Origin of the sequence: Neobacillus endophyticus, from assembly GCF_013248975.1 — a bacterium.
Lineage (GTDB): Bacteria > Bacillota > Bacilli > Bacillales > Cytobacillaceae > Neobacillus > Neobacillus endophyticus.
Map to the genome: position 1 here is coordinate 4381549 of NZ_JABRWH010000001.1, position 23554 is coordinate 4405102.

The window sequence follows — 23554 nt, forward strand, 5'->3', positions numbered from 1 at the left end:
GATTCCTATAATCCTATAGCCATTATAGTTGAACTATTCGTATTTTCTTTGTAAATTAAAAATCCCCCTAACGAATCGACTATTGTCTGTAAAGAAAGTTTGATAATGGAACTTGCTACAATTATTAGTTTTTTCGGCGGAATTTTATACCAAAATACGCTAGAATTCAATTCTAGCTGTTATTTTGTATAATACATCCCTCCTCCTAAACTATCGCACTCATATTGTCAACGAATAATTTCTTTGATTAATAGCAAGTAAAAGATTGAATATGACGTAAATCTATTCCAAAATAAACCCACCTAAATCCAGTCCAACGATACCCTGACACAGAATTTCGACCAACATAGGTTGGATAAAACCAAAATTGCTCTAAACCTCTCAGCCACACATACGTGTATCTGAATAAACATCTTGCGATACCGCCAGGATCAACCGCATATGGTTGTATTTGTTGTGGGGGAACAAAAGATGGCGGTGGTGCAGTTGGAGGTCCAGCTGTTGGCCCATGTCCAGTTGGAGCAAACGAAGGATGTGCCCCAGGTGTTCCTGGTGGTGGCGTTTGTGGAAAGAATGAGCCAAATTGTCTTTCTTCAAAGTTCGGATGGTAAAAATTCGGTTCTTGGTATGGAGTCGATGTTAAATTAGCTTCCTGACTAGATGGAACATAATAATGTAGATGTATATGACTAGGATTCATAAAACGCACTCCTTTACTTTTTAATCTCACCTCATCATATTCTTTAGTCACTGACCTATAAACTTGTTCTCTAAGAAATGTGTATTTACCCACAAATGGTTATTTCTGGGTAAAATCTATTGTAGCATTACAGCTTCGTTATTATCGTCATTTACCTTGTTTTAATTACTCATTCCTCATCACAAAATCTTCATTTTCATAACCTTTATGCATATCCACAGTCATATCGGCTTTCACCTACATATAATACCCAAAGTAATTACGCCTGTTTTTGGTGGATATAACTCTGCCACCAGCCTTAATGCAATGGAGGTATGAAGATGATAAAATTTAATTCTTTTAATGGAACTGTCACTATGATTACTGATCTTTTGGGGGAAAATGCTGAAGGTGATGGCTGTAATAAATTAATATCTTTAGAAAACGCTTTGGGAGCAACAGTAAATTTCGTGGTGTCACCCACAACTTACTTTGTAGACCATGCAGTGGTGACTGTAGGAGATAAAGTAACTGGATATTATGATGGGAATGCTCCTACTCTTCTTATTTACCCACCACAATATCCTGCACTCGTCATGGTAAAAGAGAGTCCCTATCAGAATGTAAAAGTAGATTATTTTGATAGTCAGTTGGTAAGCAGTGATGGACGATTACGATTAAATATATCTCCATATACCCAAATAATATTAACAAATGGGCAATTATTTTCAAGAAACCTTGCGAACCGAAATCTCATTGTTATCTATGGGGCTGCAACAAAAAGTATTCCTGCCCAAACTACACCTTATAGAATAATAGTTTGGTGTTAGAGGTTATTTTAGAAACGCACGTTATTAGATTGTCTCAGTAAATGTTCACTAAGCAGTAACATCCGTTCATACATTCACAAACCTTCACGATTCTCAACAAGAAACAAGCGTTTCTTCGATTATAGATCCCCCTGTTTCTTGTTGGATTTGAATTCTTATATCAATTTTTTAATAAGGGTAGTGATGATGGTGGTAATATGGATATGGGTACGGATGACCATATCCCATGCCTGGTCCGCCTAAACCAAGACCTGGATAAAAACCTAACCCTGAGCCTGGTCCACCTAAACCAAGACCTGGTGCGAAACCAAAACCTGATCCTGGACCACCTAAGCCAATACCTGGATAATAACCAACTCCTAAACCTGGTCCGCCTAAACCAAGACCTGGTCCAAAACCAAAACCTGAACCCGGTCCGCCTAAACCAAGACCCGGTGCGAAACCAAAACCTGAACCTGGTCCACCTAAACCAATCCTATTATAGTCAATCATTTATATCCTCCTCATTCTATTTTACATTAGAGCATATTCATGTTCGGGATAAATTCTTGGGCATTCGTCCTGAATATTCAATTTTTTTAGACATAAGCGGATTGTTTTTCCCTAATGGTTTATCCCATTAGAAAATCTTTCTACGTATTAAAGAAAGAATATTATTCATCAGACGATTTTCCGCCCTGAAATAACAATGAAGGCCCATTAGTGTTATTCAAAGTTTACTAGAACACGAATTGAGCGAGACCACTAGGATTTATGCTCAATTAACCGGAGCTTTAGAAGAGAATAATATATATAGTAAGGAAAACAAAGAAAGCAACGGGCAACCGTTGCTTTTTTACACTAATACTCCTTTAATACAACAAGGAATCTTTAGTTCATTATTCATATTCAAGTAAATCTGAAATAAATCCGTTTATATTTCCTTTTAAGTCTACCCCGTGTCTCAATGTACTTAATGCTAATACAGATACTCGTAAGCCTTTTCTTCCTCACAATTTATAATTCAATACAAAACCGCTTTTCTAATAGTCACTTTTCAGATGACATACCAGTTCTTCGGCACTTTCGAGGACTTGTTCGTTCGTTAAGAAGCGCACTCCCTGTTTCGTAAATGTGGGCAAGAACCGCATGCCGGTCAAGTTAGCTGTTGCCTGAAATGGTTTGGTTAACTCGCTAAGGCTAAAGTGATTGTATCCGCCAGCTTGATAGGCTTGTGCAGGTCCGCCTGTTGAAATTACTAACATAAACTCTTTGCCGCGTAATTTCGTTCCTTCTGACCCATAAGCCCAACCGTAAGTAAGAACCAAATCCTGCCATTGTTTTAACAAAGCGGGTGAACTGTACCAGTAGAATGGGAATTGAAACACGATACGATCATGTTCCAATAGAAGCTGTTGTTCTTTTTCCACCTCAATCTCAAATGTTGGATATTGTGCGTATAGATTATGAACTGTAACATTTTTTTCTTGTTGAAGACGGTTCATCCACGTTCTATTTACTTTTGATTGTTCTAAGTTTGGATGGGCTACAATAACTAATGTTTTCATCTTGATCACCTTTCAATTGATAGTATTCTTATAAAAAATCATTAAAAAGTATTTCAGTAGAATATTTACTTTATTTAAATATTTGAATTTAGCTTCAATAAGGATGGCTGAAGAACATAATTTACATATGTTTTTGCATTTTCTTCAAGTTGTTCATCTGTTACATGCATAACACCGTTCAGCACAAATAACGGCATAAAACGAGTACCAATGAGGTTACTTGTTTGTTGTAAAGGAGTTGTTAAAGTCTCCATAGTAAAGTGATTATAACCTGTAGGCTGATAGGAATCTTCGGGTCCAAAGGTTGAAATCGCAAGACCTAGTTCTTTACCGTGAAGCTTATCTCCGCCTTCTCCATATTCTTTTTTCTTTCCTAGTTTTGATAACACATACTGTTTTCATAAAGAGAATTTAACATTTGCACATACAAATAATGTTGTAAAAAAATTTACTTTTCTTCAAAAATAACTTCTGTTTCAGTTTGATTTTCGTACATGCTATAAAATGTATTTGCAATATTTTCAGGTGTGAAATAAGTTCCTTCCTGCACATAACCTTTTATTGTTAATGTTCCAACATAAATTCCTCTAGGGCTCAATTCTTGATGCAAGCTGTATGCTAAATTGCGAATACCTGCTTTTCCAATTGCTAATGAAGAATAGTCAGCATAGGGATAAAGAGCTAATCCCCCGCCCGTTAATAAAATTGTTCCATTTACCATATGAGGAATCACTTCTTTTACACTTGTAAGAGCTCCAGCTACACTGACTTTAAAATCTTCCACTAATTGATCCACGCTTAATGTTGTTGGTTTGCCTGGTCTTCCTGCAGCAGCATTGTACAATAATACGTTAATTGTTCCATAAGTCTTAATTACCGCATCAATGGCTAATTTTAAAGATTCTTCTGAAGAGACATCCCCAAGAAAACCTTTTGCTGCAATCCCATCATCTTTAAGTATTTTTACATATTTTTGTAGTGATTCCATACTTCGAGAAATCAAGGCAACATTAAAGCCTTCTTTACCGAATTTTCTTGCCGTACTTAAGCTTATTCCTGGTCCAGCACCGACAATTACCAATATCTTATCTGACAAACCAACAGCCTCCTCATTTATTTGTATATGCAAATGAAAGTGTAAAAAAATTATATGTCGCTTTCTAGCTTAATGCTCGCATCGTGAAGCATTTTACTTAAATCTTTACTGAACTCGAGTCCTAAGACACTTGAATAGCTCGTAAATAATTCTTTTAAAGACACCCGAAATTGATGGTACACTTTTTCTCCTTCTTCAGTTAAAGAGATAAATGATTGTTTTCCATCCATTTTTCTAGTGACCATTTTTAATTTTTCAAGTTTATCAATAAACCTTGTACTGGTCGAAGGCGCAATGGATAACTTATGGCATAGTTCCTTCTGGGTGATTCCCGGATGGAACTTCACAATCATAATCATATAAAGATATGAAGGAGCAAGGTCACCAAAATCAAATGTTTTTTCAGCTAATTTTGTAATGTTACGAGCAAATCGGCTTGCTGTAAAGTATAGACAATGAATTAATACCTGTTCTTCTTCATTCATTTAATCAAATCCTTAAATTCATTTGCATATACAAATTAACACAAAATTGCATTTAGGTCAACTAAATCAATATTATTGTTTCCAGCTGACACAGAATATATTTAAAATGCTTTCCTTATCATAACGGGTGCGATGCATTAAAATGAACAAACTTTATTTTATTAATTTCATTAAGAGTGGCTCTAAAAGTCTATCTAGGATCAAAGAGCCTGGTTTAATCGGTGTATGACTTCTTCTGCCTCAATGACGAGTTTATTAAGAGTTCCTTCACTGATAATGATCTGCTTAATGGGGATGCTTGCCCTGCCCACAACTGATAAAATCGGCATTATTTTGTTTTGCTTTTATAATCGGATATTTTACACGAAGCCGTGCCGTTAATTGGTTGGCCTACATCTTCACAAAACTCCATTATTCTAGCCATTTATACTTTCAATGTATGCTTGTTCTGTTGGTGTCATATCTTTATCGTGCTATATGTCTTCTTTTTTTGGTTGCCAAACTTCTATTTTCCTAATTCTAAAAATACTATAAGTTCTTTTTCAACTATAGAAAAAGTTCTAATATCGCAATTAACGCCACGTTCGAAGGACTGTTCACCTAATGTTTAATCCTTTTTTTCGATTTAATAGTCCTAGGAATTGTATCATTTACTAGAAAACTAATTGCCGGGCAGTTGGATGCCGCGCCATCCGTTAACACCGCATTGGCCATATTCATTATCACCCACAGCTACCACTGAACCATCCGATTTAAGGCCGATCGTATACGCACATCCCGCGGCAACCGCCACAATATCTCGCCAGCCACATACATTGCATTGACCATGGTTATTTAGACCAACTGCCACCACTGTACCGTCAGATTTAAGGCCGATCGTATGATAACTACCCGCTGCTATCGCCACAATACCGCGCCAGTCCCTCACATCGCATTGGCATACCTTATTTTGACCCACAGCAAGCGCCGTCCCATCCGATTTAAGTCCCACCGTATGAAGATAACCCGCCGCAACCGCCACTATTCCCCGCCAGTCGCTTACATTGCATTGGTGATACCTATTATTACCCACAGCCGTCACAGTACCGTCCAATTTAAGACCGATGGTATGCCAGTCACCCGCCGTGACCGCCACAATATCATGCCAGTCGATTACATTGCATTCACCTTCATTATTTCGGCCCACCGCTACCACTGAACCATCAGATTTAAGACCAATCGTACGGCACCATCCCGCCGCAACCGCTACAATTTCTCGCCAATCGTTTACATCGCATTGGTCATGCTTATTCCAACCCACAGTCGTCACAGTACCATCAGATTTAAGACCAACAGTATGAGCATTACCCGTGTTCGTCGCCATATGAACATTACCCGCCGCAACCGCCACAATATCTCGCCATCCGCTTACATCGCATTGACCATATTTATTATCACCCACAGCCGTCACCGTGCCGTCAGATTTAAGACCAACAGTATGACGACGACCCGCAGCTATGGTATCTTTAGGCCACCGTTTCAACTTTAACTCCGCTTTATCAGGCGAAATGTTATCCATGTTTTACCTCCTTGAAAATTAGGACTATTTTAATCATGTATCACTTTTACTAGTAATACTAACCTTCCAGGTATTCGAAAAAGAAAAAAGAGCTGAAACGACAACTCCTTGTTTCGCTCTAGCACCTGTTTGTTAAACAAAATATGTATAATTACAACCCGTTATTTCTCCCATAGCTCAACCAGTCTACCATCAGGATCTTTAATCCAAATAAACTTACCAAATTCACTAATCTCTTTTTTCTTAGCCAGAGGTACACCAATTTGTTCAAGATGCTTAATAGTCTCGTTTAGATTATCAACTTGGAAATTTAACATTACTTGCTGTTCTGGTGGGAAGTAAAGGTCATCTTCAGTAAAGAAGGAAAGGATCGTTTCATTACCTGATTCGGGTTTAATAATAGCCCCATTCCAATTTTCTATATCGATCTTCAGCACTTCACTATACCATTTTTTTATATCATCTAGATTTTTAGTCCTCCAAAATATACCCCCAAAACCTTTTATCATCATAATTAACTCGCTCCCTTCTCTGTTTTTTCCCATTAAATTAATAGTTCAAGATTTAAAAACATATTCCTTCTTCAACCGGTCCCATTTAAGATCTTGGAACCCAAAGTCGGAAAAGAAATCCCAAAGTTTTATCGGAAAGAGAGTTTGAACATTACGGGAAGCGTATAACACCGGAATGGAAAAAGCAATTTTAGAATTTATTAAAGCGTTTATTTGGGGTGTTCTTGATCACCAAAAGATTTCTAGAGCTAATCAATAAAAGTGAATCAGCTTTTTTTTTGCACGGAAGGAGCAGGTTTGCAAGAAATTTTTTAGTGAGCGGCAAGATTGTCACTTTTGTTTGTATCAAATGAATAATTGATTAAATTATAAAAACTTTTTTAAAATATTGGACAAATGTATAAGAAATCATATTTTACTAGAATACACTATGATATCTAAAATTGAAGGAAGTGATAAAAAAACATGTGGAGAAATCAAGATAATGATTGTAACTGTAATCAAGGCAATGAAATGGCTTACCCTGACGTTGTGATCGTAAATTCGACGCAATTCACTGCGACTGGACGCGTTGAGTATGCTTCAATCTTTTGTAGCAACGATGATTACACGGTTTCCCCTAATGGTGGTACTTGGACTCATAGCCGTGGAGTGTGCTTGATAACAAGGATCACCGCAACAGTTAGAACTCCTGATGGAGATATTGCAGCGAAACCATATGAATCTTCTGGCACTTCATACAGCCAGTTTGCCATTATACAGACAGGAAGAAATCAATTCGAAGTAACACGTCGTGTTACTGGATAAAAGAGGTATATCAGCTGAAATCCATCACAGAGGTTCTGCCGATATATGTTTTAAATTAGTTGTAGGTTAATCAAAATCTTAAAATCAATTGTATGTACGGCACGTTTTGCATTTACAGTGTGACCAGTTTACTTTAAAGTAAGTTATTCCTTTAAATGGCTGATTTCATTAATAAGGGCGCATTTCTAACGCTAGAAATGCGCCTTTAATTGAAAAATGAATTACTTCACTTTTTTATTCTTTTATGTCTCATTAACCTTTTAAATGGCGGATTATTTGAGTCTTTATGTCTTAAAGCAGTCCAACAATTTTAAAATATATGGATGTATCTGAGCAGTATCAAAAGAATGTACAATTCCATTAAAAAGAAAAGAGAATCCTAAAACAAATAGACCTCATTAAAATAATAATTCTTTAAATTATTTTTGCAATAAAAACTATTAAATATGATGAAGGAATAATTAATAGTAGCGATGCAAAAGTCCCCAATGTTTTACTTCCTACCATAGCAATAACAACACTACGGAAATCTTCTTCTTGACACTTACCTTCTATAACATCATCAGTCATAATGGATAATTGAGGGTCTATAAATATTGACATTAGAATTGTAGCAATTCCATTTATGATTGATGATAAAGTAATACAAGTTGCTCTTAAATCTGGTGCTATGCTTCCAGCATATATTGGGGCTAATGATCCAACAGTAACTAAAGAAACTGTAATTAGATTATATATTATTATCCTTATCGGTAATTTTCTGATATTAATTTCAGTTATATTTTCTTTTACTGGGATTGCAGCACATTCCTTTATGTAATTAAGGCCTGCTTTTGAAAAGCTGTGCATAACAAGTCTAGGAATTGACCTATTAACTGCAAAGTATAATACCCCTTTAGAGAAAATTCTCTGAAAGGTTGGAATTAAAAAAGCACCAATTACTGTAGCAATACCCGAAACTATAATAATTAAATTGAAAATATTTAACAAATCGTTTTCACTAGAATTATGTTCAACAAACTTTGTTAATATAGGGACTTGAAATGTCACTGCCGTTCTTGATACCAACATTAAAATATTAAATACAGCAAAAGAAACGGCTATCTTACCTGTTCTAACACCAACCATTCTAACAGAATAAGCTAATGTTCCTATCAATGATATTATAAAGTTCAATATTAAAACTATTATAATTGATGTACTCAACTGCTTTCCTCCTTAAACAACCCAACATTATTTCAACTAACCTCCCAAAATTATACCATTATAAAATGACAATCACACTGTTCAAAATTAGCTTTAAAAATTTCACTTACTATCCTACTCATTACCTGATTAAAGATAATGAAAAAGGATTGTCGAAATAGCAATCCGATTTTTTTAATAAAGCTAGCCCATCATTTAATTACATTCCCTCACAATCTGCTTTGGTAAACATTTTTCCCCCAAAAAAATTAATCGGAAATTATCCCGATTAGTTTTTCTTCCTTATTGCTATGTTTTGTTACACATTCTACTGTTACAGTATACTTAGCTAGGTATTTTACAGTTGCTTAATATCTCCACTCATATTTCCGTTTGATTTATCGTAACATTTGTACCGTATGGATTTCCACCTGCTTCAAATAAGATTGTTACTTAGGATTATTTGCCGATTAATGAAATCTCCTGTAAAACCATTAAGTATAAAATGGGTTCGTATTTATAGTGCTAAATGCACACAAAGTATACCGTAATTGGCACGGTATACTTTTGTGTGTATTTATTATTTATCTGGATATTTTTTTACCAACTATAGGCTCCAGGACATTCTTTCGGTAAATAATAACAATGGTTTTTAAATTGCCCTGAAATCGGTTGACCGTACCATGTTGGTGGGCATGGGGCATGCGGATTAAAGTACCATAATGCAAACCTAGCTGGAGAATGTATCCAGTAATCCAAATTTTGCTTAGCTAATCTCTTCTCTCTCGTTCTTGCACCTTGGTAAAAAATATTCCCCTTTTGAACCGCCTCAAACGAATAATTTCCACCTTGTACTTGAAATATGACTTGTGGAATTGTCCTTAGTCCTTTAAAGTCTAAACAATCAGCTTTTACCCGATTGACAATGACATTCCCTACAAGCAACATTCCCATGTTTCCTTCACCTTCGGCTTCTGCTCTCATCATTCTAGCCATCAGATCAACATCTGATGACCTATAGTCTGCTCTCGGCACCCTTTTCACCTCCGATTAAAATGTATGATAAAAATCCTACATTATGTTATGTGGGATCTGTTTTTAAGCAACGGTGAAATTCATTAAAATTAGCACGTTAATGATGCATGCATATTTGCAACATTGAAAGAGTTCAAAACCTAACGGTTAGGTCATTTTTTCTGTTTACCACCCTTTTGAACAATACTGCTCAACATTGGATATAATTCAATATTAAACAACTGGGCGGATTCTTAATATATCCCCAATATTTGAAAATACTTTATTTAACTAATCTACACTGTTAGCACCATAAAAAAACGGCTGAAGCAAATCATTGTTGCGAAGAAAACCCACCGTTAACGAAACAAGGCAGCGCTTAATGAAGAAAAAGGTAATTTTTCAGAATTCAATTACCATTAAACAAAACCTTTCGTTCGCTATAGAAATGCGATGCAAATAGCCTTATATCGCTTTTTTGATGTGCCTTTTCCTAATAATTTCAAGTATAAAACCCCCTCTTAAACACAATATATAAAAGCTTTTCTTTAATTAAATTGCAAGGGGGATTAGTATGAGCGACTTTTTAGGGTTATTTAGTGATGACAGGGCTCAAAATGCTGATAATGAAGATGCCCATGAATATAATCAAACGAGTGGCGCACTCCAGCTCCATAAAGAAGAGTTAAACATTACGAAAAATAAAATCGATGCTGGAGAAGTGGTCCTCTCAAAAGAGGTTGTGGAAGAACAAAAATCTGTCGACGTTCCTGTCATACACGAGGAAGTTGTAATAAAAAGAACGAAATTGAATAACGAACGAAGTGATGAGCCGGTCAGCTCCGAGGAAACGATCCATATTCCCGTTAGCCAAGAAGAAGTTAAGGTGGACAAATATACGGTAACAACTGAGGAGATCTCCGCTGCGAAACGTGAAGTTGAGGAAACTCGGCATTTCGAAGAAACGCTTAAATATGAAAAGGCACATGTTAATACAACTGGAAGTGTTGATATTATTTCGGATGACTCGAAATTTACCGATATAAATGACGATTAACAATACAAACACACCTTTTTTTGCTTAGCTATAGAGAGGTGTGTTTTCTATGGAGGGAGATCACGTGCCTTCAAAAGTGAATTCCACGGATGATTATCAGGGCGACAAAGTGACGCTTCGACTGCATAAAGAGGCATTAGAGATAATTAAAAAGTGGGTTAAGACCGCGGATGTGAAATTATATAAAAACACTTATACAGAAGAAAAACACATTACCGTTCCTATTAAATGTGAAGAGTTGGTCATTGAAAAAAAAATGTTATTTATAGAAGGAACTACAGACGAACAAACGGAAATTATCCGTATCCCTTTAAGCGAGGAACGTATCGAAGTCACTAAGCAGCCTGTTATTTTAGAAAATGTTGAAGTTTATAAACAACAATTCGAAGAAGTTATTCACTTTCACGAAATCCTAAAAGAGGAAAAAGCTCATATCGAAACAATCGGGAAAATAAAGGTGTTGGATGAGAGTGAGTAATCTCCTACAGTTTTTAAGCCTCAACGTTTACAGATACAGTTTTGTTTTTAATCTTATTAATTTCTAATTCACAGATATTTTTTACAGGGATAGCAATTTGTGTTAGTCAGGCAATGGTACAGCTATTAAAAAAGTGGTCAGGTTCAACTGACCACCCAACATTAACTTTATAATTTAGTGTAAGCTCTTCACCAAGCAATCCCCTAATTCCCCAATTTTGGCACGCATAGCAAACCTCGCTTTGGGATAAGTAATTTTAGCCGCCACCAATCAGGCCCATTTTGAGGGTGTCCATGATTTCATTGATGATTACCTCGTAAGTTTTGCAGCAACCCATGTGTTAGCAAATGCATTCATCGCAGCAGCTGACTATTGATATGCTTAATCCCATACTGGTGCACTTACCCTAAATGGCGTTTAAATTGTTTATTAGCGAAGAAGAAAGCGATGACCATGATGCCGACGCACCAGGTAAGCGCGATCCAAATATTGTTGCCAACAGATCCTTCATATAAGAGAGCACGAATCGCATTCACAATAGAAGTCACGGGCTGGTTTTCAGCGAACGCGCGGACAATTTTAGGCATGGTTTCTGTGGGGACAAAAGCCGAACTGATAAATGGCAGAAAAATCAGCGGGTACGAGTAGGCTGTCGCCCCTTCCATAGACTTCGCTGTCAAGCCAGGAATGACCGCCAGCCATGTCAGCGCCAGTGTAAAAAGTCCTAGTATCCCAGCTACCGCGAGCCAATCCAGTATATTAGCGCTGGAACGGAAGCCCATTAAGAGAGCGACGAGGATAACCACCACGACAGTAAGCGCATTGGAAACAAGTGAGGTCAACACGTGAGCCCATAATACCGACGAGCGCTTGATTGGCATAGTAATGAAACGTGCCATCAGTCCGCTCTTTACATCCGTAAACAGCCGAACGGAAGTGTAAGCGACACCAGATGCGATAGCCATCAGAAGAATTCCCGGTAATAAATAATTGACATAGTTGTCCGTGCCAGCCTTTATGGCGCCGCCAAATACGTAGACAAACAGCAGCATCATCATAATTGGCGTAATCGCCACCGTAATAATAGTATCTGGACTGCGCATGATGTTGCGCATTAAACGCCCTAGTAATACCCCTGTTTTGCTTTTCATTTACATCTCCTCCTTTTTGCCGATGATCGCGAGAAAAATTTCCTCCAATGTCGGCTGCTTTTCGACATACTCCACTTTCGCTGGCGGGAACATCTCTTTGAGTTCGGTAAGTGTACCGGTTGTGATGATTTTTCCGCCATGCAGGATGGCGATACGATCTGCCAGTTGTTCGGCTTCCTCCAGGTACTGGGTCGTCAGCAAGATGGTCGTGCCGCTGCCAGCAAGCTCTTTGACGGTAGACCAGACTTCAATCCGCGCTTCGGGGTCAAGCCCTGTCGTCGGTTCATCGAGAAAAATAACTGCTGGCGTCCCGATCAGGCTCATGGCGATGTCCAGTCGGCGCTTCATCCCGCCTGAATATTGGTCCGCCCTGCGGTTGGCCGAATCAGTCAGGCTGAATCTTGCAAGCAAATTATCGGCGACTTGAGCGGGATTGGAAATTCCTCTCAACTTGGCAATCATCTTCAGGTTTTCCCTTCCTGTGAGCATACCGTCTAAAGCTGAGAACTGTCCTGTTAGGCTGATGCTCTGGCGAACATCATCCGGTTGACGCTGGACATCAAAGCCACAAATACCTACATCGCCCCTATCGGGCTTCATTAGCGTCGAGAGGATGTTGACCGTCGTTGTCTTGCCCGCTCCATTTGAGCCCAGAAGTGCGAAAATTTCGCCACGCCGCACCTCAAAATCGACCCCCTTTAAGACTTCCTTGTCTTTAAAGGATTTTTTTAACCCTTTTACAGATATCGCTGAATTGCTCATTCTTTTTCCTCCTTTTAAAAATTGCTTTACTGAGTTAGATTGCCTTTTCTCCCTACTTAGTCTGACTGATATTCTGTATAACTTATTACTGAAGTTAAAATATAACTGAATAGCGAAGGTGCAATTCACATTTGTTACCAGCTACTCAGTCAGAAGGATCAATTGAATTTATTTTTTTTCGAATCGCTTCATGATACTTTGGTTTAAATCTTCACGATACTTAGCGAAATAGGTTTTAGCGTTCGCCACTAGTTCATCTGCAAAAGACGCCACATCGTCCCCAGTGATTTCCAGCACTTGCCTTCCTTCCGCCGCACCGGCTTCGAATAAATCGATTAATTCATACTGCATGTGCAGCATATCCATCCCGTTGCCCGCTGTGAAATGCCACATGTAGTTTTGAATTTTCTTAAATACAAACTCGTAGTCCTCTGGAAGGGCTTCAACCCGTGCCATCATCATCTTGTATTCTTTTTTATCACCAATCATTTTTTTGAACATTTCCAACATGTTATATTTCCTCCTTTTATATTAAGCTGAACAAGACACTCCAAATAGATCGGACGGAATATCTTATGAAGTTAGCGTGACTTCAAGACGTTAATTTTCGATGATACAAAATCCCATTTTTTCCAAAACAATTCAAGTTCTTGGCGGCCAGCCTTATTTAGCGTGTAAAACTTTCGTGGTGGTCCCATATCTGACGGTTTCTTTTCTATGTCCACTAGTTTTTTCTTTTCTAATCGTACGAGGATGGTGTAGACCGTCCCTTCCACGACTTCGGTAAATCCGAGCTCGTTCAGGCGGCGGGTAATCTCGTATCCATAGGTTTCATGGCGACTGATGATTTCTAGCACGCAGCCTTCAAGCGAACCCTTTAGCATTTCAGTTAAATTTTCCATGTTTAGAGCCACCTCTATTTCGTCTGACTTATATTCAGTGTTACTCAGTACTAAAGTAAATTTTTACTCAATAGCTTTTGGATAAATCATGCTATTGAGTATTACTCATTACAGGTATATCGTAACACCGAGTAGCATTAGTGTCAACTATTTTTCTTAAAAAGACGATACCCATTTTAACTGCTCTGCAGCTCCTTCACAAATTGATCTGGTATCTATAATGTTTATAGGGAAAAAAATAGTACGAAGGGTTTTGAAACTATAATGAACCCTCTGCCCCTATAGTTTAAGTTAAATTTTCCATGTTAAGAACCACCTCTATTTCGTCTGATTTATATTCAGTGTTACTTAGTACTAAAGTAAATTTTTACTCAATAGCATTTGGATAAACCACGCTATTGAGTATTACTTATTACAAGTATATCGTAACACCGAGTAGCAACAGTGTCAATTATTTTTCTTAAAAATAGTTCAATACCCATTTTAACTGCTTTGCAGCTCCTTCACAAATTGATCCGGTGCCTATTTCGTTTAAAGATATAAACTTAGAAAGCCTAAAACAAACGTTAAATAAAAGTTATATATCCCTCAACTTTAATTTGTTATGTTTTTAGAACATTTTTAAGCCGATTGTTTATTTGTCTTTACCTCTTCATTTCTTTTTGCGGTTACTGCATAAAAATAAATGACTAAGGTGATTTCCATTAAGAACATAAACCAGTCAACGGAAATCGCTTCTTGGAAGGCGTTTCCAGGATCTACAAAAAGAGTATCTCCGCCCATAATGGCATAATTCAAACTCATAAATGCTCCAACAATCGTCGCAAGTAAGCCCAATTTTGCTAATAACCTATTATTTTTTCGCATCAATTTTTGTATTGCATAAAGAAGAAAAATAACTCCAACAAACAGTTCCCCTGACATGACTAATATTCCGAATAAATGCGAATTGGGAATCCCTACATTTTTCAATATTGTGGCATATGGTTGAAATGTAATACTTGAAATTGCGTCCTTCATTTGCTTAGGCAATTGGTTAAAAAAGTCTTTGTTTACTACTTTGTTAATAAAAGCAATTAGCCATTGATAAGCTATAATTAAAAGTAGAATAGGTAGAATCAATTGACTTGTTACCTTTTTTTCCATCTTCGTTGCCTCCCCTTCTTAATTTTAAACTGAAATTATTTTTTACATTTTCCATATATTTATTCCTGAACAATTGATATAGATATTTGTTGGTATCCTGTAAGTCCATTTTCATACAACGCATACAAATAGTGCAGCACCTCCTGGTATGATAAACCTATCCATTTATAGGAGGTGGTTTTTCATATGCCAAGGATTAGATTTAGAAATAAAAAAATAGAGTGTCAGGCTATTGATTTCAAAAGGGAACAAAAAAAGGCTCTACTTCTCATTGAAGTAAAAGCCCCGTTTGTAAATGAATGTATGAATTAGAATTAGAATTCGATTATTCTGTGGCCATAGCCTGTGCTTTAGTTAAATGAACCGTACCAGCTGGATGCTGTGGAGGAGCATAGATAGAATAAAGTTTTAAAGGGGTATTACCTGTATTAGTTACATTATGCCAGGTGCCAGCAGGAATCATAATGGCATAATCATCAAAAACTTGTTGAATAAAGTTTAACTGATCTTTCCTCTTGCCCATTTGCACGACCCCTTGACCTTGTTCAATCCGTAAGAATTGGTCCACGTTAGGGTGAATTTCTAAACCAATGTCTTCGCCAACATTAATACTCATTAATGTAACTTGTAGATGGTTACCCGTCCACAAGGTGGTACGATAGGTATTGTTATGCTTTGCTGCTTCATTAATATTGACTACATATGGTTGACGCCCATAATCTTTTACCATATTTCTTCCGTTATCATAAATATTCCAGTAATGGTGCTGTCTTATATAATTATTATACATCGGGACATTTTCACAATAAACATATCGCTGATATGAGTATGGATATTCCCAAGGGGCATAGTACATCTTATTCATTCCCTTCACAGATTTATACAAATTATCGTATGCACTATTTTATGGGAATGTACTTATGTGCATGGAGAACTTAGTCCAAAACAGTGGATCAATTTAATAAACTATTGAACAAAGTATAAACACATTCTTCAACTAAATTGCCCTGTTTGTTCTATAAAAAAAGTGCAAAAAAACGTTGATCCTGCCAGGATCAACGTTTTTATAAGTTGAAGAAATAGCGCCATTTCTCTTTAATAGAAACCGGCTTTTCGTTTTCTCTAAACGTTTAGCGTGACGTTTTTGGTGGTTGGCACACGTCACATTTACGTTGGTGATTATTTTTAAATTTCGTAAATGTTTTTTCAAAGTTGCTACCACATGCACATTTAAATAGTAACTTTTGAGAAAAACCGTGATATTCAGTTGTAAGCAACTTACTTTCCGAATTTTTTTCAACAAATTCTTTAATTTTTCCAATCGTCCATCGTTTATTCATACTCTAACACCTCCAAATTTTATCGCTAGTCGGAGGCTTTTCATGGCATCCGTTCAATTATAAGTAAAATGAATAATTATCCTAAGTTCCTCATTATAACATGAGCAGGCACACAATTAAACATAGATGGAAGTTATCGTATTAAACTTTACTGCTAATTACAACATAGCCGAGTATTTGAGCGGATTTTGTAATACTACCCATCACTTGCAAAAGCCAGGAAAATTCGCAACTCATTGATGTCCATTTCTGTCCCCAATATTATTATCATTAAAAACGAATCTATATATCGTTTATGTTCATTTTACATGATGATTGTCAGAGTGTACAATTTCGTAGAAACTCCAAAAGGGAACATTTTGGTTCCTCTATCAAGTTATTAAGAAATTTTCAAGGAGGTAAAATATGGTTAATTATTCTAACATTGAAATTGGAGAACAGTTTCTGTCTGCGTACAATGCTCACAATTGGGAAGGAATTCGAAAGTTATTACATCCATCTGTTAAATGGACCCTACCAGGCAACGGAGCAATTTCGGGGACGGCTGAAGGAAAAGATGCTGTTATCAATCGAGTCAAGTCAATTGTAGATGGAAAAGTACGTACACAACTTCACGGAATACTTGTGGGTCAATTTGGGCTAACCTTATCACTACACAACTCAGCTGTCTCAGACGATGGTCGTGTCCTAGAAGAAGAATTAGCGACAGTGTTAACCATTGAATCTGAACTTATTACTAAAATAGATACTTACCTTTCTGATGTGGCTGGAATGGAACAATATTTTTCAAAATAGAATAATGAAGTGTTATCAATTAAATAAAACAGTTCTTTGATTCAGGTGGTTTATGTTTCGGATCTTAGATAGAAAGATGCCGGCAATGCTATGATGCAGTTTTAAATTATATTTAAAAACCATTAATAATTGATTTTAGAATTCAATTAATTTAATTCTGCAACTTTGAGGTTCGTAACGTGCTGCTCGTAATGACGTAACTCACAAAATTTAAGGACAGTAGCTTTTACTAACTTACTATTACTACATTCCAAAAAAGTGATGATATTAATATGAATACATCACTTTTTTGGGGAGGTACTAACACTTTACAAAACTCTTATTAAATTCGACAATAATATAATTGAATCATTCAACTATAGCACCGTTACCTCAATAAGGATTTTGTTTCTTTCTTTTCCACTCTTTATGTCATGTTCATTGTGTAAATACGAAGTGGGCGAATCTAAAATATCTATACCACTAATTATTTTTAACAAATCTCAAACAATTTCGTTATTAATAGCGGGGGCGTCAGCCATTACGTAGGACGAAGCTCAACCAGATACTTCATCCCTTTTCAATTTAGTTAAGTACTTTTTTCGGGTTAACCCCCGAATTTTGGACAATATCTCTCTAATTCTTTTATTTTCTTAGTTTTTTATTTACTAGATTTCTTTCGTTATTCTTCAAAAAGGCCATGTTGCTTGACATGGAGCCTCTGTGGGCATGATTCTTCTGCCAAGAAGCCAGCTGGTTCAAACATTGGCATCGCCGGCCAAGGCTATCATGCCCACCACTCCAAATCAAGCTGTTGCTTTGAATAAGTACAGGCCATTATACCCGGACCTCCTTGATTACCAACGAGTTTTGTTTTTGATAGAATTCCTTTGGCGACAAGTCTAAAAGGCTGGAATGAATCCGTCTTTCGTTATAGTACACCATAAATTTCATGACTTCCTGATATGCTTCTGCATAGGTTTCAAACTGCCATCTGGACAAGCAATCGTCCTCAAAAATGCGATGGAAAGATTCTACATGGGCATTCATATTTGGGGTTCTTGGTGGAATTCTTTCATGTTCCATTTTCGAATTTTCACAAAACTCTTCAAAGGTATGCGAAATAAACTGTGGCCCATTGTCTGTTCGAATCACAGGTTTTTCCTTTTTAGCATATTGTTGGCGTTTCAATAACGCTCTTTGCAGAGTCTGTTTTACATCATCTCCGGTGCAGCTTAATCCCATATGATAGGCAACGATTCCTCTGTCATAGACATCTATAATGGACATGACAAAGAAAAAGCGATCTTCTCCTTCGATATATCCGTATTTAATATCTGCTTCCCAAAGTTGATTAGAAGCTTTAATGATCCGATTTCGTGCTAATTTACGTGGAAAAGAGACTTTCTTTTGTCGTTGTGGTCGTAAGATCCCAAGTTCCTTACATAGGCGATATACCTTTTTCTTATTAATAGTCAGGCTATATTTTCTTTGAAGTACTTTGGTTAATTTGCGATAACCATAGTTATAAGCATCGCCTGCAATTTCTTCTAACAGAAATTCTTTGATTTGTTCATCCGATACTTTTTTTCCTTCCTCATTAAAGGAATAACCAGGTGCTGGACGACCCTCACTCACTTTTTTCTCTTCCACCCGGTAGTTCTTTTGATAATAATAGGTGGAACGAGGAATACCGATAATTTTGAGCACCTTTGAAATAGAATAGCCTTTGTTAATCCATTGATCAGCTACTTCAAGTTTTTCAGTAAGTGAGGGTTTTTCTTTTTTATTAAATCCCGTAAAATCGCTATTTCAAGGTCTTTTTCTCCCAAAATCATTTTGAGTTTTTCATTTTCCTTAGATAATTCTTTGGAATCTAGGTCTGGCAAAACAGCTACATCCATGTCTCCAAATTTTCCATCTTTATATTCACGGATCCATCGACTAACCATGTTTGGATTCAATTCATACCGACGAGCTACAAGGGTAATATTTCCTGTTTCTCGGGCTTCCTTAATGACTTGTAATTTAAACTCTTTTGAATGTTTTATTCGCTTCATGATGTCAGCCTCCTTGGTACATTAAGCAGTATAATAAAATTTACTCTTACTGTCCAAGTTCATTTTGGGGCTAATAAGTTTTATATACGTAAAATTATAGGGTTCATAATTCAGAAATCTTAAAATCACGATGATAAATCAACCATATTAGCTTCTCATTCTTACTGCATAAGGATAAATTGGATCTTTTAATTGAAATTCATAAGTAAGACCATCTACAATTCCAACTACTTTTTGGCTATCATAAAGATCAAGCATAAATCCAGCCATTTCTTTGGCTGTATGGTATTTGGGAAGAAGTCCTTCAAACTTAACATTTTCGTCTAAATCATTCGATACTTTTGCAAATTCAGTTTCTGTTGCAGCAGGAGCTAATACTTTTGCTTGCATGCTTGCTCCTATTTCTTTTAATTCATGTGCAAGCCCTTCAGTAAAGGCACTTACGTAGAATTTAGAAGCACAGTATGTGATTGCATTTCCAATAATCGTATAACCCCCACCTGATGAAACGTTAATTAATTGTGTTCCTTCAACTGAAGAATAGTCACGCACATAAAGAGAAGTTAAAATAGTTAAAGCCTCGATATTTAAATTAAGCATTGTCTCAATTTTAGTTAAATTTTGATCGCCAATTGATGCAAAATTACCAAATCCTGCGTTATTAATCCATGTTTCGATTTCATATCCCTTTAAATCTTCATATAATGTATAAGCATTTTTCGTATTTGATAAATCAACTGTTTTAATAACGACATCTAATTCTGCATTTACTTTCATGATCTCTGTTTTTAGTTTTTCAAGCTCCTCAGTTCTACGTGCCACAATGACTAGATTTTTACCGCGACCTGCAAAAGCAAGAGCTGTTTCATAACCAATACCAGAACTTGCACCTGTAATAACTGTATATTTTTTCATTTTAATGCCTCCTAATATTTTGTTATACTAACAAAAATTGATTGTTAACTTTTACGGATTTATTATAGTGGTTAGAGTAAACTCTAAGTCAAAACCTATTTTTTACACTTGATTAGCATTGGTTAAATATGGAGGATTTTATGTATACTATTGGCGAAGTGGCGCAACTAGTAGGAGTTAGCACACATACATTACGTTACTATGAAAAAGAGAATATCATTCTTCCAGATCGGAATGAAAATGGGGAAAGAAAATATACTGAATCACATCTTCAATGGCTAAAATTTGTTTTAAAATTAAAAGAGACGCAAATGCCGATCACAAAAATCAAAGAGTATGCCTACTTGTATACTGAAGGAGAACATACAGCCATTAATCGATTAAAACTATTAGAAGATCATAAAAGTTCCATCGAAAACAAGTTAAAAACACTGAAAGAAACGAATAAAATGTTAGAACATAAAATTACTTCATATAAAGAAATGATTTTGAAAAGAAATGAAGTAAATACAAAAGCATAATATTAAATTTTAAGGTAAATAACGAAAAACATTTTAAAAGGAACACACGTATTAGATGTATTTAATATGTGCGTTCCTTTACGTCACTTACTTATTTGTTACCGAGTTGTTCCGCCAAACCGATTAGAATTCCTTCGGTCCCTCGAATGTAGCAGAGCCGATACGAGTCCTCGTACTGCACCACTTCGCCAACGAGCTGAGCACCATACTTAGTGAGTCTGGATACCATTTCGTCAATGTATTCAACCGTGAACATGACGCGTAGATAACCGAGGGCGTTTACAGGAGCAGCCCGGTGATCTGAAATAGTAGGTGGGGTGAGAAATCGCGAAAGTTCAAGTCGGCTGTGGCCATCTGGGGTAACCATCATAGCAATCTCTACGCACTGAGAACCCAATCCCGTTACGCGACCAGCCCATTCACCTTCTACAGTAGCTCGCCCTTCGAGGGTCAAGCCAATCTCCTCGAAGAAAGAGATTGCGTCATCAAGGGATTCTACAACGATGCCGACATTGTCCATTCTTAGTAATTTGTTTTGTGCCATTGTTTTATCTCCTTATGTGGAAAATATTTATTATCTGATCATCTTCATAATTATTCTATTAAAAAGTTTCAAATTCCTTCCAAACAAAAAACACCTTGTCACAGTTCATGATAACAAAGAAAAGTCACAGTATAGGAGAAAATGTGAAATTGGGTTTTCGGGTATGTCATATAGCATCTTGTTAACGAACCACACTTCGTACATCCTCTGCTATTGAAATATTCGCGAACTTTATTTCGGGAATGCCTTCATGTTCAAATAGTTTCAAAAATTCGTTACCGTAGTAGTTGCTATTCAATAAAACAACTTCGACTTCCCCACAAAATATTCTTGCCCTGTACTCCATTAAATGTCCCGTTTGTTGAACACCAGTTAAACACCACTCTCTTCAACTAAAATACACCGGTATTTTAGGTACAATCCTTCACAAAGTAATAATTTCTCATCAAAATTACGTAACCATCTCCTCTCTCAGTTAAAGTGGCTTTCAGAATAGATAATCATCAAATATTTCCAACATTATTCAAAATAACACTTGATATTTTTTCCTTTTCGTTTTATATTTTATTTAGTAATTGATCAATCACTAAATAATTTAAGGGTGAAAAGCTATTGGCAAAAAAACAGCAAGGTACAATAAACCGTCGTGATGAAATTATCTCAGCAGCTATTGAAGTGTTCGCTCAAGAAGGTTATTACCGTACAAGTACAGCGAAGGTTGCCGAAAAGGCAAACATTTCCCAACCGTATATTTTTAAGTTTTTTTCCTCTAAGGAACTTTTACTTGAGGCAGCATTAAAAGTTTCTTGGAACAGAATTCAGACGTCCTTTTTACAAGTTATCGAATCAGCTTCACCTAGAAATCTTGAAGAGAATCTGATTGCAGCTTACACAGAGATCATGAAGAATAATGAAAACGAAATTTTGCTACAAATGCAGGCGCAAACAATAAGGGAAGAAAATATTATAAAAGTTATGCAGGAAGAGCTAATGAAGGTTCATTCTATTGTGTTAAATGCCTTTAAAACTTCAGGGATAACTAACCCCTCCGAAAGAACACTATTGTTTTTAGCAAGGGGTATGTTATGTAACATTTCTTTATCGCTTCAACTTCCACAATTGATGAAAACAGACGATTAACATATCGTCTGTTTTATAAAAAATTTAGTTAGTGACCAATCACTAACTATATCTATAGGAGGAATTTTATATGAAGAAAGTTATTGTATTAGGTGCAACCGGTGGTACTGGTACGGCTATTGTAGAAGAATTAATAAACAGAGAGATTCAAACCATTGCTTTTGGACGCTCCATATCTAAACTAAATAAATTAAAAAAGCAACTCGGTAATAGTAAGTTTTTAACCCTGCAAGTTGGAAATGCATTTGATGATGAAAGTATTTTTGAAGCTTCAAAGAACGTTGATGTTATTTTTCAATGTGTTGCTGTTCCCTATGAAGAAATGGAAAAATCACAAATTACTCTAGGTAAAGCTGTAATGACTGCAGCAGATAAACTTGGGAAAAAAATAGTATTTGTAGATGGGATCTACCCTTATGGCAAAGCTACTAAAAAATTTGTAGATGAAGAACATTCTAAAATACCTCATACAAAAAAAGGAAAAATAAAACTTGAATTGGAAAATTTGATTTTAAGCGATCAGTGGAAAAATGCAAATCCACTAATTGTTAGGTTGCCAGATTATTATGGGCCTTCATCTAATCTCAATTCTTATTTGGGTATGACAATCTTAAACATATCAAAAGGAAAAATTTCAACATATATAGGATCTTTAAATACTCCAAGGGAATATATATATTTACCAGATGCAGCTAAAATGATTGTTGAACTTGCAAACAACTCTATGGCATATAGACAAAATTGGAATATTCCTGGAAATGTAATTACAGGTAAAAACCTTGTCCAATTAGCACAAGGTTCCGTAGGAATTAAAAAACCAGTAATTCCTCTCCTAAAGACAACTATTAAAATGATGGGCTGGTTCAGTCCTATCATGCGTGAAATGGTTGAGATGTCTTATTTAACTGAAACACCTATATTTTTAGACGGAAGTAAATATAAACAGCAAATTGGCCCCATAATTCAAACACCTTTTGAAGTCGGTATTCCTCGTACTATCCAGGCATTAAGTAATAGTTAGTTAATAAGAAAACCACAATATTTTTTAACA

29 protein-coding genes are annotated in these 23554 nt (G+C 36.3%); 8 read left to right on the forward strand and 21 right to left on the reverse strand.

Going from position 1 to position 23554, the window contains the following annotated elements; translation table 11 throughout:
- Positions 1–247: 247 nt before the first annotated feature.
- Positions 248–700 carry a hypothetical protein gene (locus HPT25_RS21585; RefSeq protein WP_173069092.1) on the reverse strand — a complete coding sequence of 151 codons (453 nt, stop codon included), beginning with the start codon at positions 698–700 and terminating at the stop codon, positions 248–250.
- A 320-nt stretch (positions 701–1020) separates the two neighbouring features.
- On the opposite strand from HPT25_RS21585, the gene HPT25_RS21590 reads away from it, so the two are divergent.
- A complete protein-coding gene (locus tag HPT25_RS21590) occupies positions 1021–1509 on the forward strand; it encodes a hypothetical protein (RefSeq protein ID WP_173069095.1) in 489 nt (162 codons plus the stop codon).
- 168 nt (positions 1510–1677) lie between these two features.
- Here HPT25_RS21590 and HPT25_RS21595 read toward each other — a convergent pair whose 3' ends face one another.
- The 8 genes from HPT25_RS21595 to HPT25_RS21625 form a co-directional block, all read right to left on the reverse strand.
- Complete coding sequence (locus tag HPT25_RS21595) at positions 1678–2001, reverse strand: spore coat protein (RefSeq protein WP_173069098.1); 324 nt, start codon at positions 1999–2001, stop codon at positions 1678–1680.
- 530 nt (positions 2002–2531) lie between these two features.
- Positions 2532–3056, reverse strand: coding sequence for an NAD(P)H-dependent oxidoreductase (locus tag HPT25_RS21600; protein WP_173069101.1), 525 nt, complete (start codon positions 3054–3056; stop codon positions 2532–2534).
- Positions 3057–3130: 74 nt separating this feature from the next.
- On the reverse strand, positions 3131–3445 hold the full coding sequence (locus HPT25_RS21605; protein WP_173069104.1) for an NAD(P)H-dependent oxidoreductase: 315 nt from the start codon (positions 3443–3445) through the stop codon (positions 3131–3133).
- 59 nt (positions 3446–3504) lie between these two features.
- Entirely contained in the window at positions 3505–4152 is a 648-nt protein-coding gene (locus tag HPT25_RS21610; RefSeq protein ID WP_173069108.1) for an SDR family NAD(P)-dependent oxidoreductase, read from the reverse strand.
- 50 nt (positions 4153–4202) lie between these two features.
- Positions 4203–4637 (reverse strand): MarR family winged helix-turn-helix transcriptional regulator, encoded by a 435-nt coding sequence (locus HPT25_RS21615; protein WP_173069111.1) that lies wholly within the window; start codon positions 4635–4637, stop codon positions 4203–4205.
- 200 nt (positions 4638–4837) lie between these two features.
- Positions 4838–4966, reverse strand: a complete 129-nt coding sequence (locus HPT25_RS29135; protein WP_281368227.1) for a hypothetical protein — start codon at positions 4964–4966, stop codon at positions 4838–4840.
- Positions 4967–5298: 332 nt separating this feature from the next.
- Complete coding sequence (locus HPT25_RS21620; RefSeq protein WP_173069114.1) at positions 5299–6195, reverse strand: RCC1 domain-containing protein; 897 nt, start codon at positions 6193–6195, stop codon at positions 5299–5301.
- Between the two features lie 161 nt (positions 6196–6356).
- Complete coding sequence (locus HPT25_RS21625; RefSeq protein ID WP_173071369.1) at positions 6357–6704, reverse strand: VOC family protein; 348 nt, start codon at positions 6702–6704, stop codon at positions 6357–6359.
- 468 nt (positions 6705–7172) lie between these two features.
- Here HPT25_RS21625 and HPT25_RS21630 point away from each other — a divergent pair, with 468 nt between their 5' ends.
- A complete protein-coding gene (locus HPT25_RS21630; RefSeq protein ID WP_217269789.1) occupies positions 7173–7514 on the forward strand; it encodes a hypothetical protein in 342 nt (113 codons plus the stop codon).
- A 414-nt stretch (positions 7515–7928) separates the two neighbouring features.
- Here the strand turns inward: HPT25_RS21630 and HPT25_RS21635 are convergent, their stop codons facing one another.
- Positions 7929–8720 carry a lipid II flippase Amj family protein gene (locus tag HPT25_RS21635; protein ID WP_173069117.1) on the reverse strand — a complete coding sequence of 264 codons (792 nt, stop codon included), beginning with the start codon at positions 8718–8720 and terminating at the stop codon, positions 7929–7931.
- A 579-nt stretch (positions 8721–9299) separates the two neighbouring features.
- The gene (locus HPT25_RS21640; RefSeq protein ID WP_312857316.1) at positions 9300–9734 is read right to left on the reverse strand and encodes a cell wall hydrolase; all 435 of its coding nucleotides are present in this window, start codon (positions 9732–9734) and stop codon (positions 9300–9302) included.
- 553 nt (positions 9735–10287) lie between these two features.
- Between HPT25_RS21640 and HPT25_RS21645 the strand changes: the two genes are divergently transcribed.
- Positions 10288–10770, forward strand: a complete 483-nt coding sequence (locus tag HPT25_RS21645; RefSeq protein WP_173069122.1) for a YsnF/AvaK domain-containing protein — start codon at positions 10288–10290, stop codon at positions 10768–10770.
- 49 nt (positions 10771–10819) lie between these two features.
- A complete protein-coding gene (locus HPT25_RS21650) occupies positions 10820–11248 on the forward strand; it encodes a YsnF/AvaK domain-containing protein (protein WP_173069125.1) in 429 nt (142 codons plus the stop codon).
- 401 nt (positions 11249–11649) lie between these two features.
- Here the strand turns inward: HPT25_RS21650 and HPT25_RS21655 are convergent, their stop codons facing one another.
- The 7 genes from HPT25_RS21655 to HPT25_RS21685 form a co-directional block, all read right to left on the reverse strand.
- Positions 11650–12399: an ABC transporter permease gene (locus HPT25_RS21655; RefSeq protein WP_173069128.1), complete on the reverse strand. Its 750-nt coding sequence runs from the start codon at positions 12397–12399 to the stop codon at positions 11650–11652.
- Positions 12400–13161, reverse strand: coding sequence for an ABC transporter ATP-binding protein (locus HPT25_RS21660; RefSeq protein WP_173069132.1), 762 nt, complete (start codon positions 13159–13161; stop codon positions 12400–12402).
- A 168-nt stretch (positions 13162–13329) separates the two neighbouring features.
- The gene (locus HPT25_RS21665) at positions 13330–13671 is read right to left on the reverse strand and encodes a DUF1048 domain-containing protein (RefSeq protein WP_173069135.1); all 342 of its coding nucleotides are present in this window, start codon (positions 13669–13671) and stop codon (positions 13330–13332) included.
- Positions 13672–13742: 71 nt separating this feature from the next.
- Positions 13743–14063 (reverse strand): PadR family transcriptional regulator, encoded by a 321-nt coding sequence (locus HPT25_RS21670; RefSeq protein WP_173069138.1) that lies wholly within the window; start codon positions 14061–14063, stop codon positions 13743–13745.
- Positions 14064–14684: 621 nt separating this feature from the next.
- On the reverse strand, positions 14685–15209 hold the full coding sequence (locus tag HPT25_RS21675; RefSeq protein ID WP_173069140.1) for a hypothetical protein: 525 nt from the start codon (positions 15207–15209) through the stop codon (positions 14685–14687).
- Positions 15210–15534: 325 nt separating this feature from the next.
- Positions 15535–16065, reverse strand: a complete 531-nt coding sequence (locus tag HPT25_RS21680) for a cupin domain-containing protein (RefSeq protein ID WP_173071375.1) — start codon at positions 16063–16065, stop codon at positions 15535–15537.
- Between the two features lie 274 nt (positions 16066–16339).
- Complete coding sequence (locus HPT25_RS21685) at positions 16340–16549, reverse strand: hypothetical protein (RefSeq protein ID WP_173069142.1); 210 nt, start codon at positions 16547–16549, stop codon at positions 16340–16342.
- Positions 16550–16954: 405 nt separating this feature from the next.
- Between HPT25_RS21685 and HPT25_RS21690 the strand changes: the two genes are divergently transcribed.
- Complete coding sequence (locus HPT25_RS21690) at positions 16955–17344, forward strand: nuclear transport factor 2 family protein (RefSeq protein WP_173069144.1); 390 nt, start codon at positions 16955–16957, stop codon at positions 17342–17344.
- Between the two features lie 816 nt (positions 17345–18160).
- Here HPT25_RS21690 and HPT25_RS21695 read toward each other — a convergent pair.
- A protein-coding gene (locus HPT25_RS21695) for an IS3 family transposase (protein WP_173066581.1) occupies positions 18161–19383 on the reverse strand; the annotation gives its coding sequence in 2 pieces (ribosomal slippage) (positions 18161–19095 and positions 19095–19383; 1224 coding nt in all).
- 147 nt (positions 19384–19530) lie between these two features.
- Positions 19531–20298 carry an SDR family NAD(P)-dependent oxidoreductase gene (locus HPT25_RS21700; protein WP_173069146.1) on the reverse strand — a complete coding sequence of 256 codons (768 nt, stop codon included), beginning with the start codon at positions 20296–20298 and terminating at the stop codon, positions 19531–19533.
- A 140-nt stretch (positions 20299–20438) separates the two neighbouring features.
- Here HPT25_RS21700 and HPT25_RS21705 point away from each other — a divergent pair, with 140 nt between their 5' ends.
- Positions 20439–20819: a MerR family transcriptional regulator gene (locus HPT25_RS21705; protein ID WP_173069148.1), complete on the forward strand. Its 381-nt coding sequence runs from the start codon at positions 20439–20441 to the stop codon at positions 20817–20819.
- Between the two features lie 91 nt (positions 20820–20910).
- Here the strand turns inward: HPT25_RS21705 and HPT25_RS21710 are convergent, their stop codons facing one another.
- Entirely contained in the window at positions 20911–21363 is a 453-nt protein-coding gene (locus tag HPT25_RS21710; protein ID WP_173069150.1) for a VOC family protein, read from the reverse strand.
- A gap of 612 nt (positions 21364–21975) precedes the next feature.
- On the opposite strand from HPT25_RS21710, the gene HPT25_RS21715 reads away from it, so the two are divergent.
- Positions 21976–22503, forward strand: a complete 528-nt coding sequence (locus HPT25_RS21715; protein WP_173069153.1) for a TetR/AcrR family transcriptional regulator — start codon at positions 21976–21978, stop codon at positions 22501–22503.
- Positions 22504–22573: 70 nt separating this feature from the next.
- Positions 22574–23524: an SDR family NAD(P)-dependent oxidoreductase gene (locus HPT25_RS21720; protein ID WP_173069156.1), complete on the forward strand. Its 951-nt coding sequence runs from the start codon at positions 22574–22576 to the stop codon at positions 23522–23524.
- Positions 23525–23554: the final 30 nt, after the last annotated feature.

Coding starts and splice junctions, on each gene's coding strand:
- HPT25_RS21585 (WP_173069092.1), bottom strand. CDS start 700: ATGAATCCTAGTCATATACATCTACATTATTATGTTCCATCTAGTCAG.
- HPT25_RS21590 (WP_173069095.1), top strand. CDS start 1,021: ATGATAAAATTTAATTCTTTTAATGGAACTGTCACTATGATTACTGAT.
- HPT25_RS21595 (WP_173069098.1), bottom strand. CDS start 2,001: ATGATTGACTATAATAGGATTGGTTTAGGTGGACCAGGTTCAGGTTTT.
- HPT25_RS21600 (WP_173069101.1), bottom strand. CDS start 3,056: ATGAAAACATTAGTTATTGTAGCCCATCCAAACTTAGAACAATCAAAA.
- HPT25_RS21615 (WP_173069111.1), bottom strand. CDS start 4,637: ATGAATGAAGAAGAACAGGTATTAATTCATTGTCTATACTTTACAGCA.
- HPT25_RS29135 (WP_281368227.1), bottom strand. CDS start 4,966: ATGCCGATTTTATCAGTTGTGGGCAGGGCAAGCATCCCCATTAAGCAG.
- HPT25_RS21620 (WP_173069114.1), bottom strand. CDS start 6,195: ATGGATAACATTTCGCCTGATAAAGCGGAGTTAAAGTTGAAACGGTGG.
- HPT25_RS21625 (WP_173071369.1), bottom strand. CDS start 6,704: ATGATAAAAGGTTTTGGGGGTATATTTTGGAGGACTAAAAATCTAGAT.
- HPT25_RS21630 (WP_217269789.1), top strand. CDS start 7,173: ATGTGGAGAAATCAAGATAATGATTGTAACTGTAATCAAGGCAATGAA.
- HPT25_RS21645 (WP_173069122.1), top strand. CDS start 10,288: ATGAGCGACTTTTTAGGGTTATTTAGTGATGACAGGGCTCAAAATGCT.
- HPT25_RS21650 (WP_173069125.1), top strand. CDS start 10,820: ATGGAGGGAGATCACGTGCCTTCAAAAGTGAATTCCACGGATGATTAT.
- HPT25_RS21655 (WP_173069128.1), bottom strand. CDS start 12,399: ATGAAAAGCAAAACAGGGGTATTACTAGGGCGTTTAATGCGCAACATC.
- HPT25_RS21660 (WP_173069132.1), bottom strand. CDS start 13,161: ATGAGCAATTCAGCGATATCTGTAAAAGGGTTAAAAAAATCCTTTAAA.
- HPT25_RS21665 (WP_173069135.1), bottom strand. CDS start 13,671: ATGTTGGAAATGTTCAAAAAAATGATTGGTGATAAAAAAGAATACAAG.
- HPT25_RS21670 (WP_173069138.1), bottom strand. CDS start 14,063: ATGGAAAATTTAACTGAAATGCTAAAGGGTTCGCTTGAAGGCTGCGTG.
- HPT25_RS21675 (WP_173069140.1), bottom strand. CDS start 15,209: ATGGAAAAAAAGGTAACAAGTCAATTGATTCTACCTATTCTACTTTTA.
- HPT25_RS21680 (WP_173071375.1), bottom strand. CDS start 16,065: ATGTACTATGCCCCTTGGGAATATCCATACTCATATCAGCGATATGTT.
- HPT25_RS21685 (WP_173069142.1), bottom strand. CDS start 16,549: ATGAATAAACGATGGACGATTGGAAAAATTAAAGAATTTGTTGAAAAA.
- HPT25_RS21690 (WP_173069144.1), top strand. CDS start 16,955: ATGGTTAATTATTCTAACATTGAAATTGGAGAACAGTTTCTGTCTGCG.
- HPT25_RS21700 (WP_173069146.1), bottom strand. CDS start 20,298: ATGAAAAAATATACAGTTATTACAGGTGCAAGTTCTGGTATTGGTTAT.
- HPT25_RS21705 (WP_173069148.1), top strand. CDS start 20,439: ATGTATACTATTGGCGAAGTGGCGCAACTAGTAGGAGTTAGCACACAT.
- HPT25_RS21710 (WP_173069150.1), bottom strand. CDS start 21,363: ATGGCACAAAACAAATTACTAAGAATGGACAATGTCGGCATCGTTGTA.
- HPT25_RS21720 (WP_173069156.1), top strand. CDS start 22,574: ATGAAGAAAGTTATTGTATTAGGTGCAACCGGTGGTACTGGTACGGCT.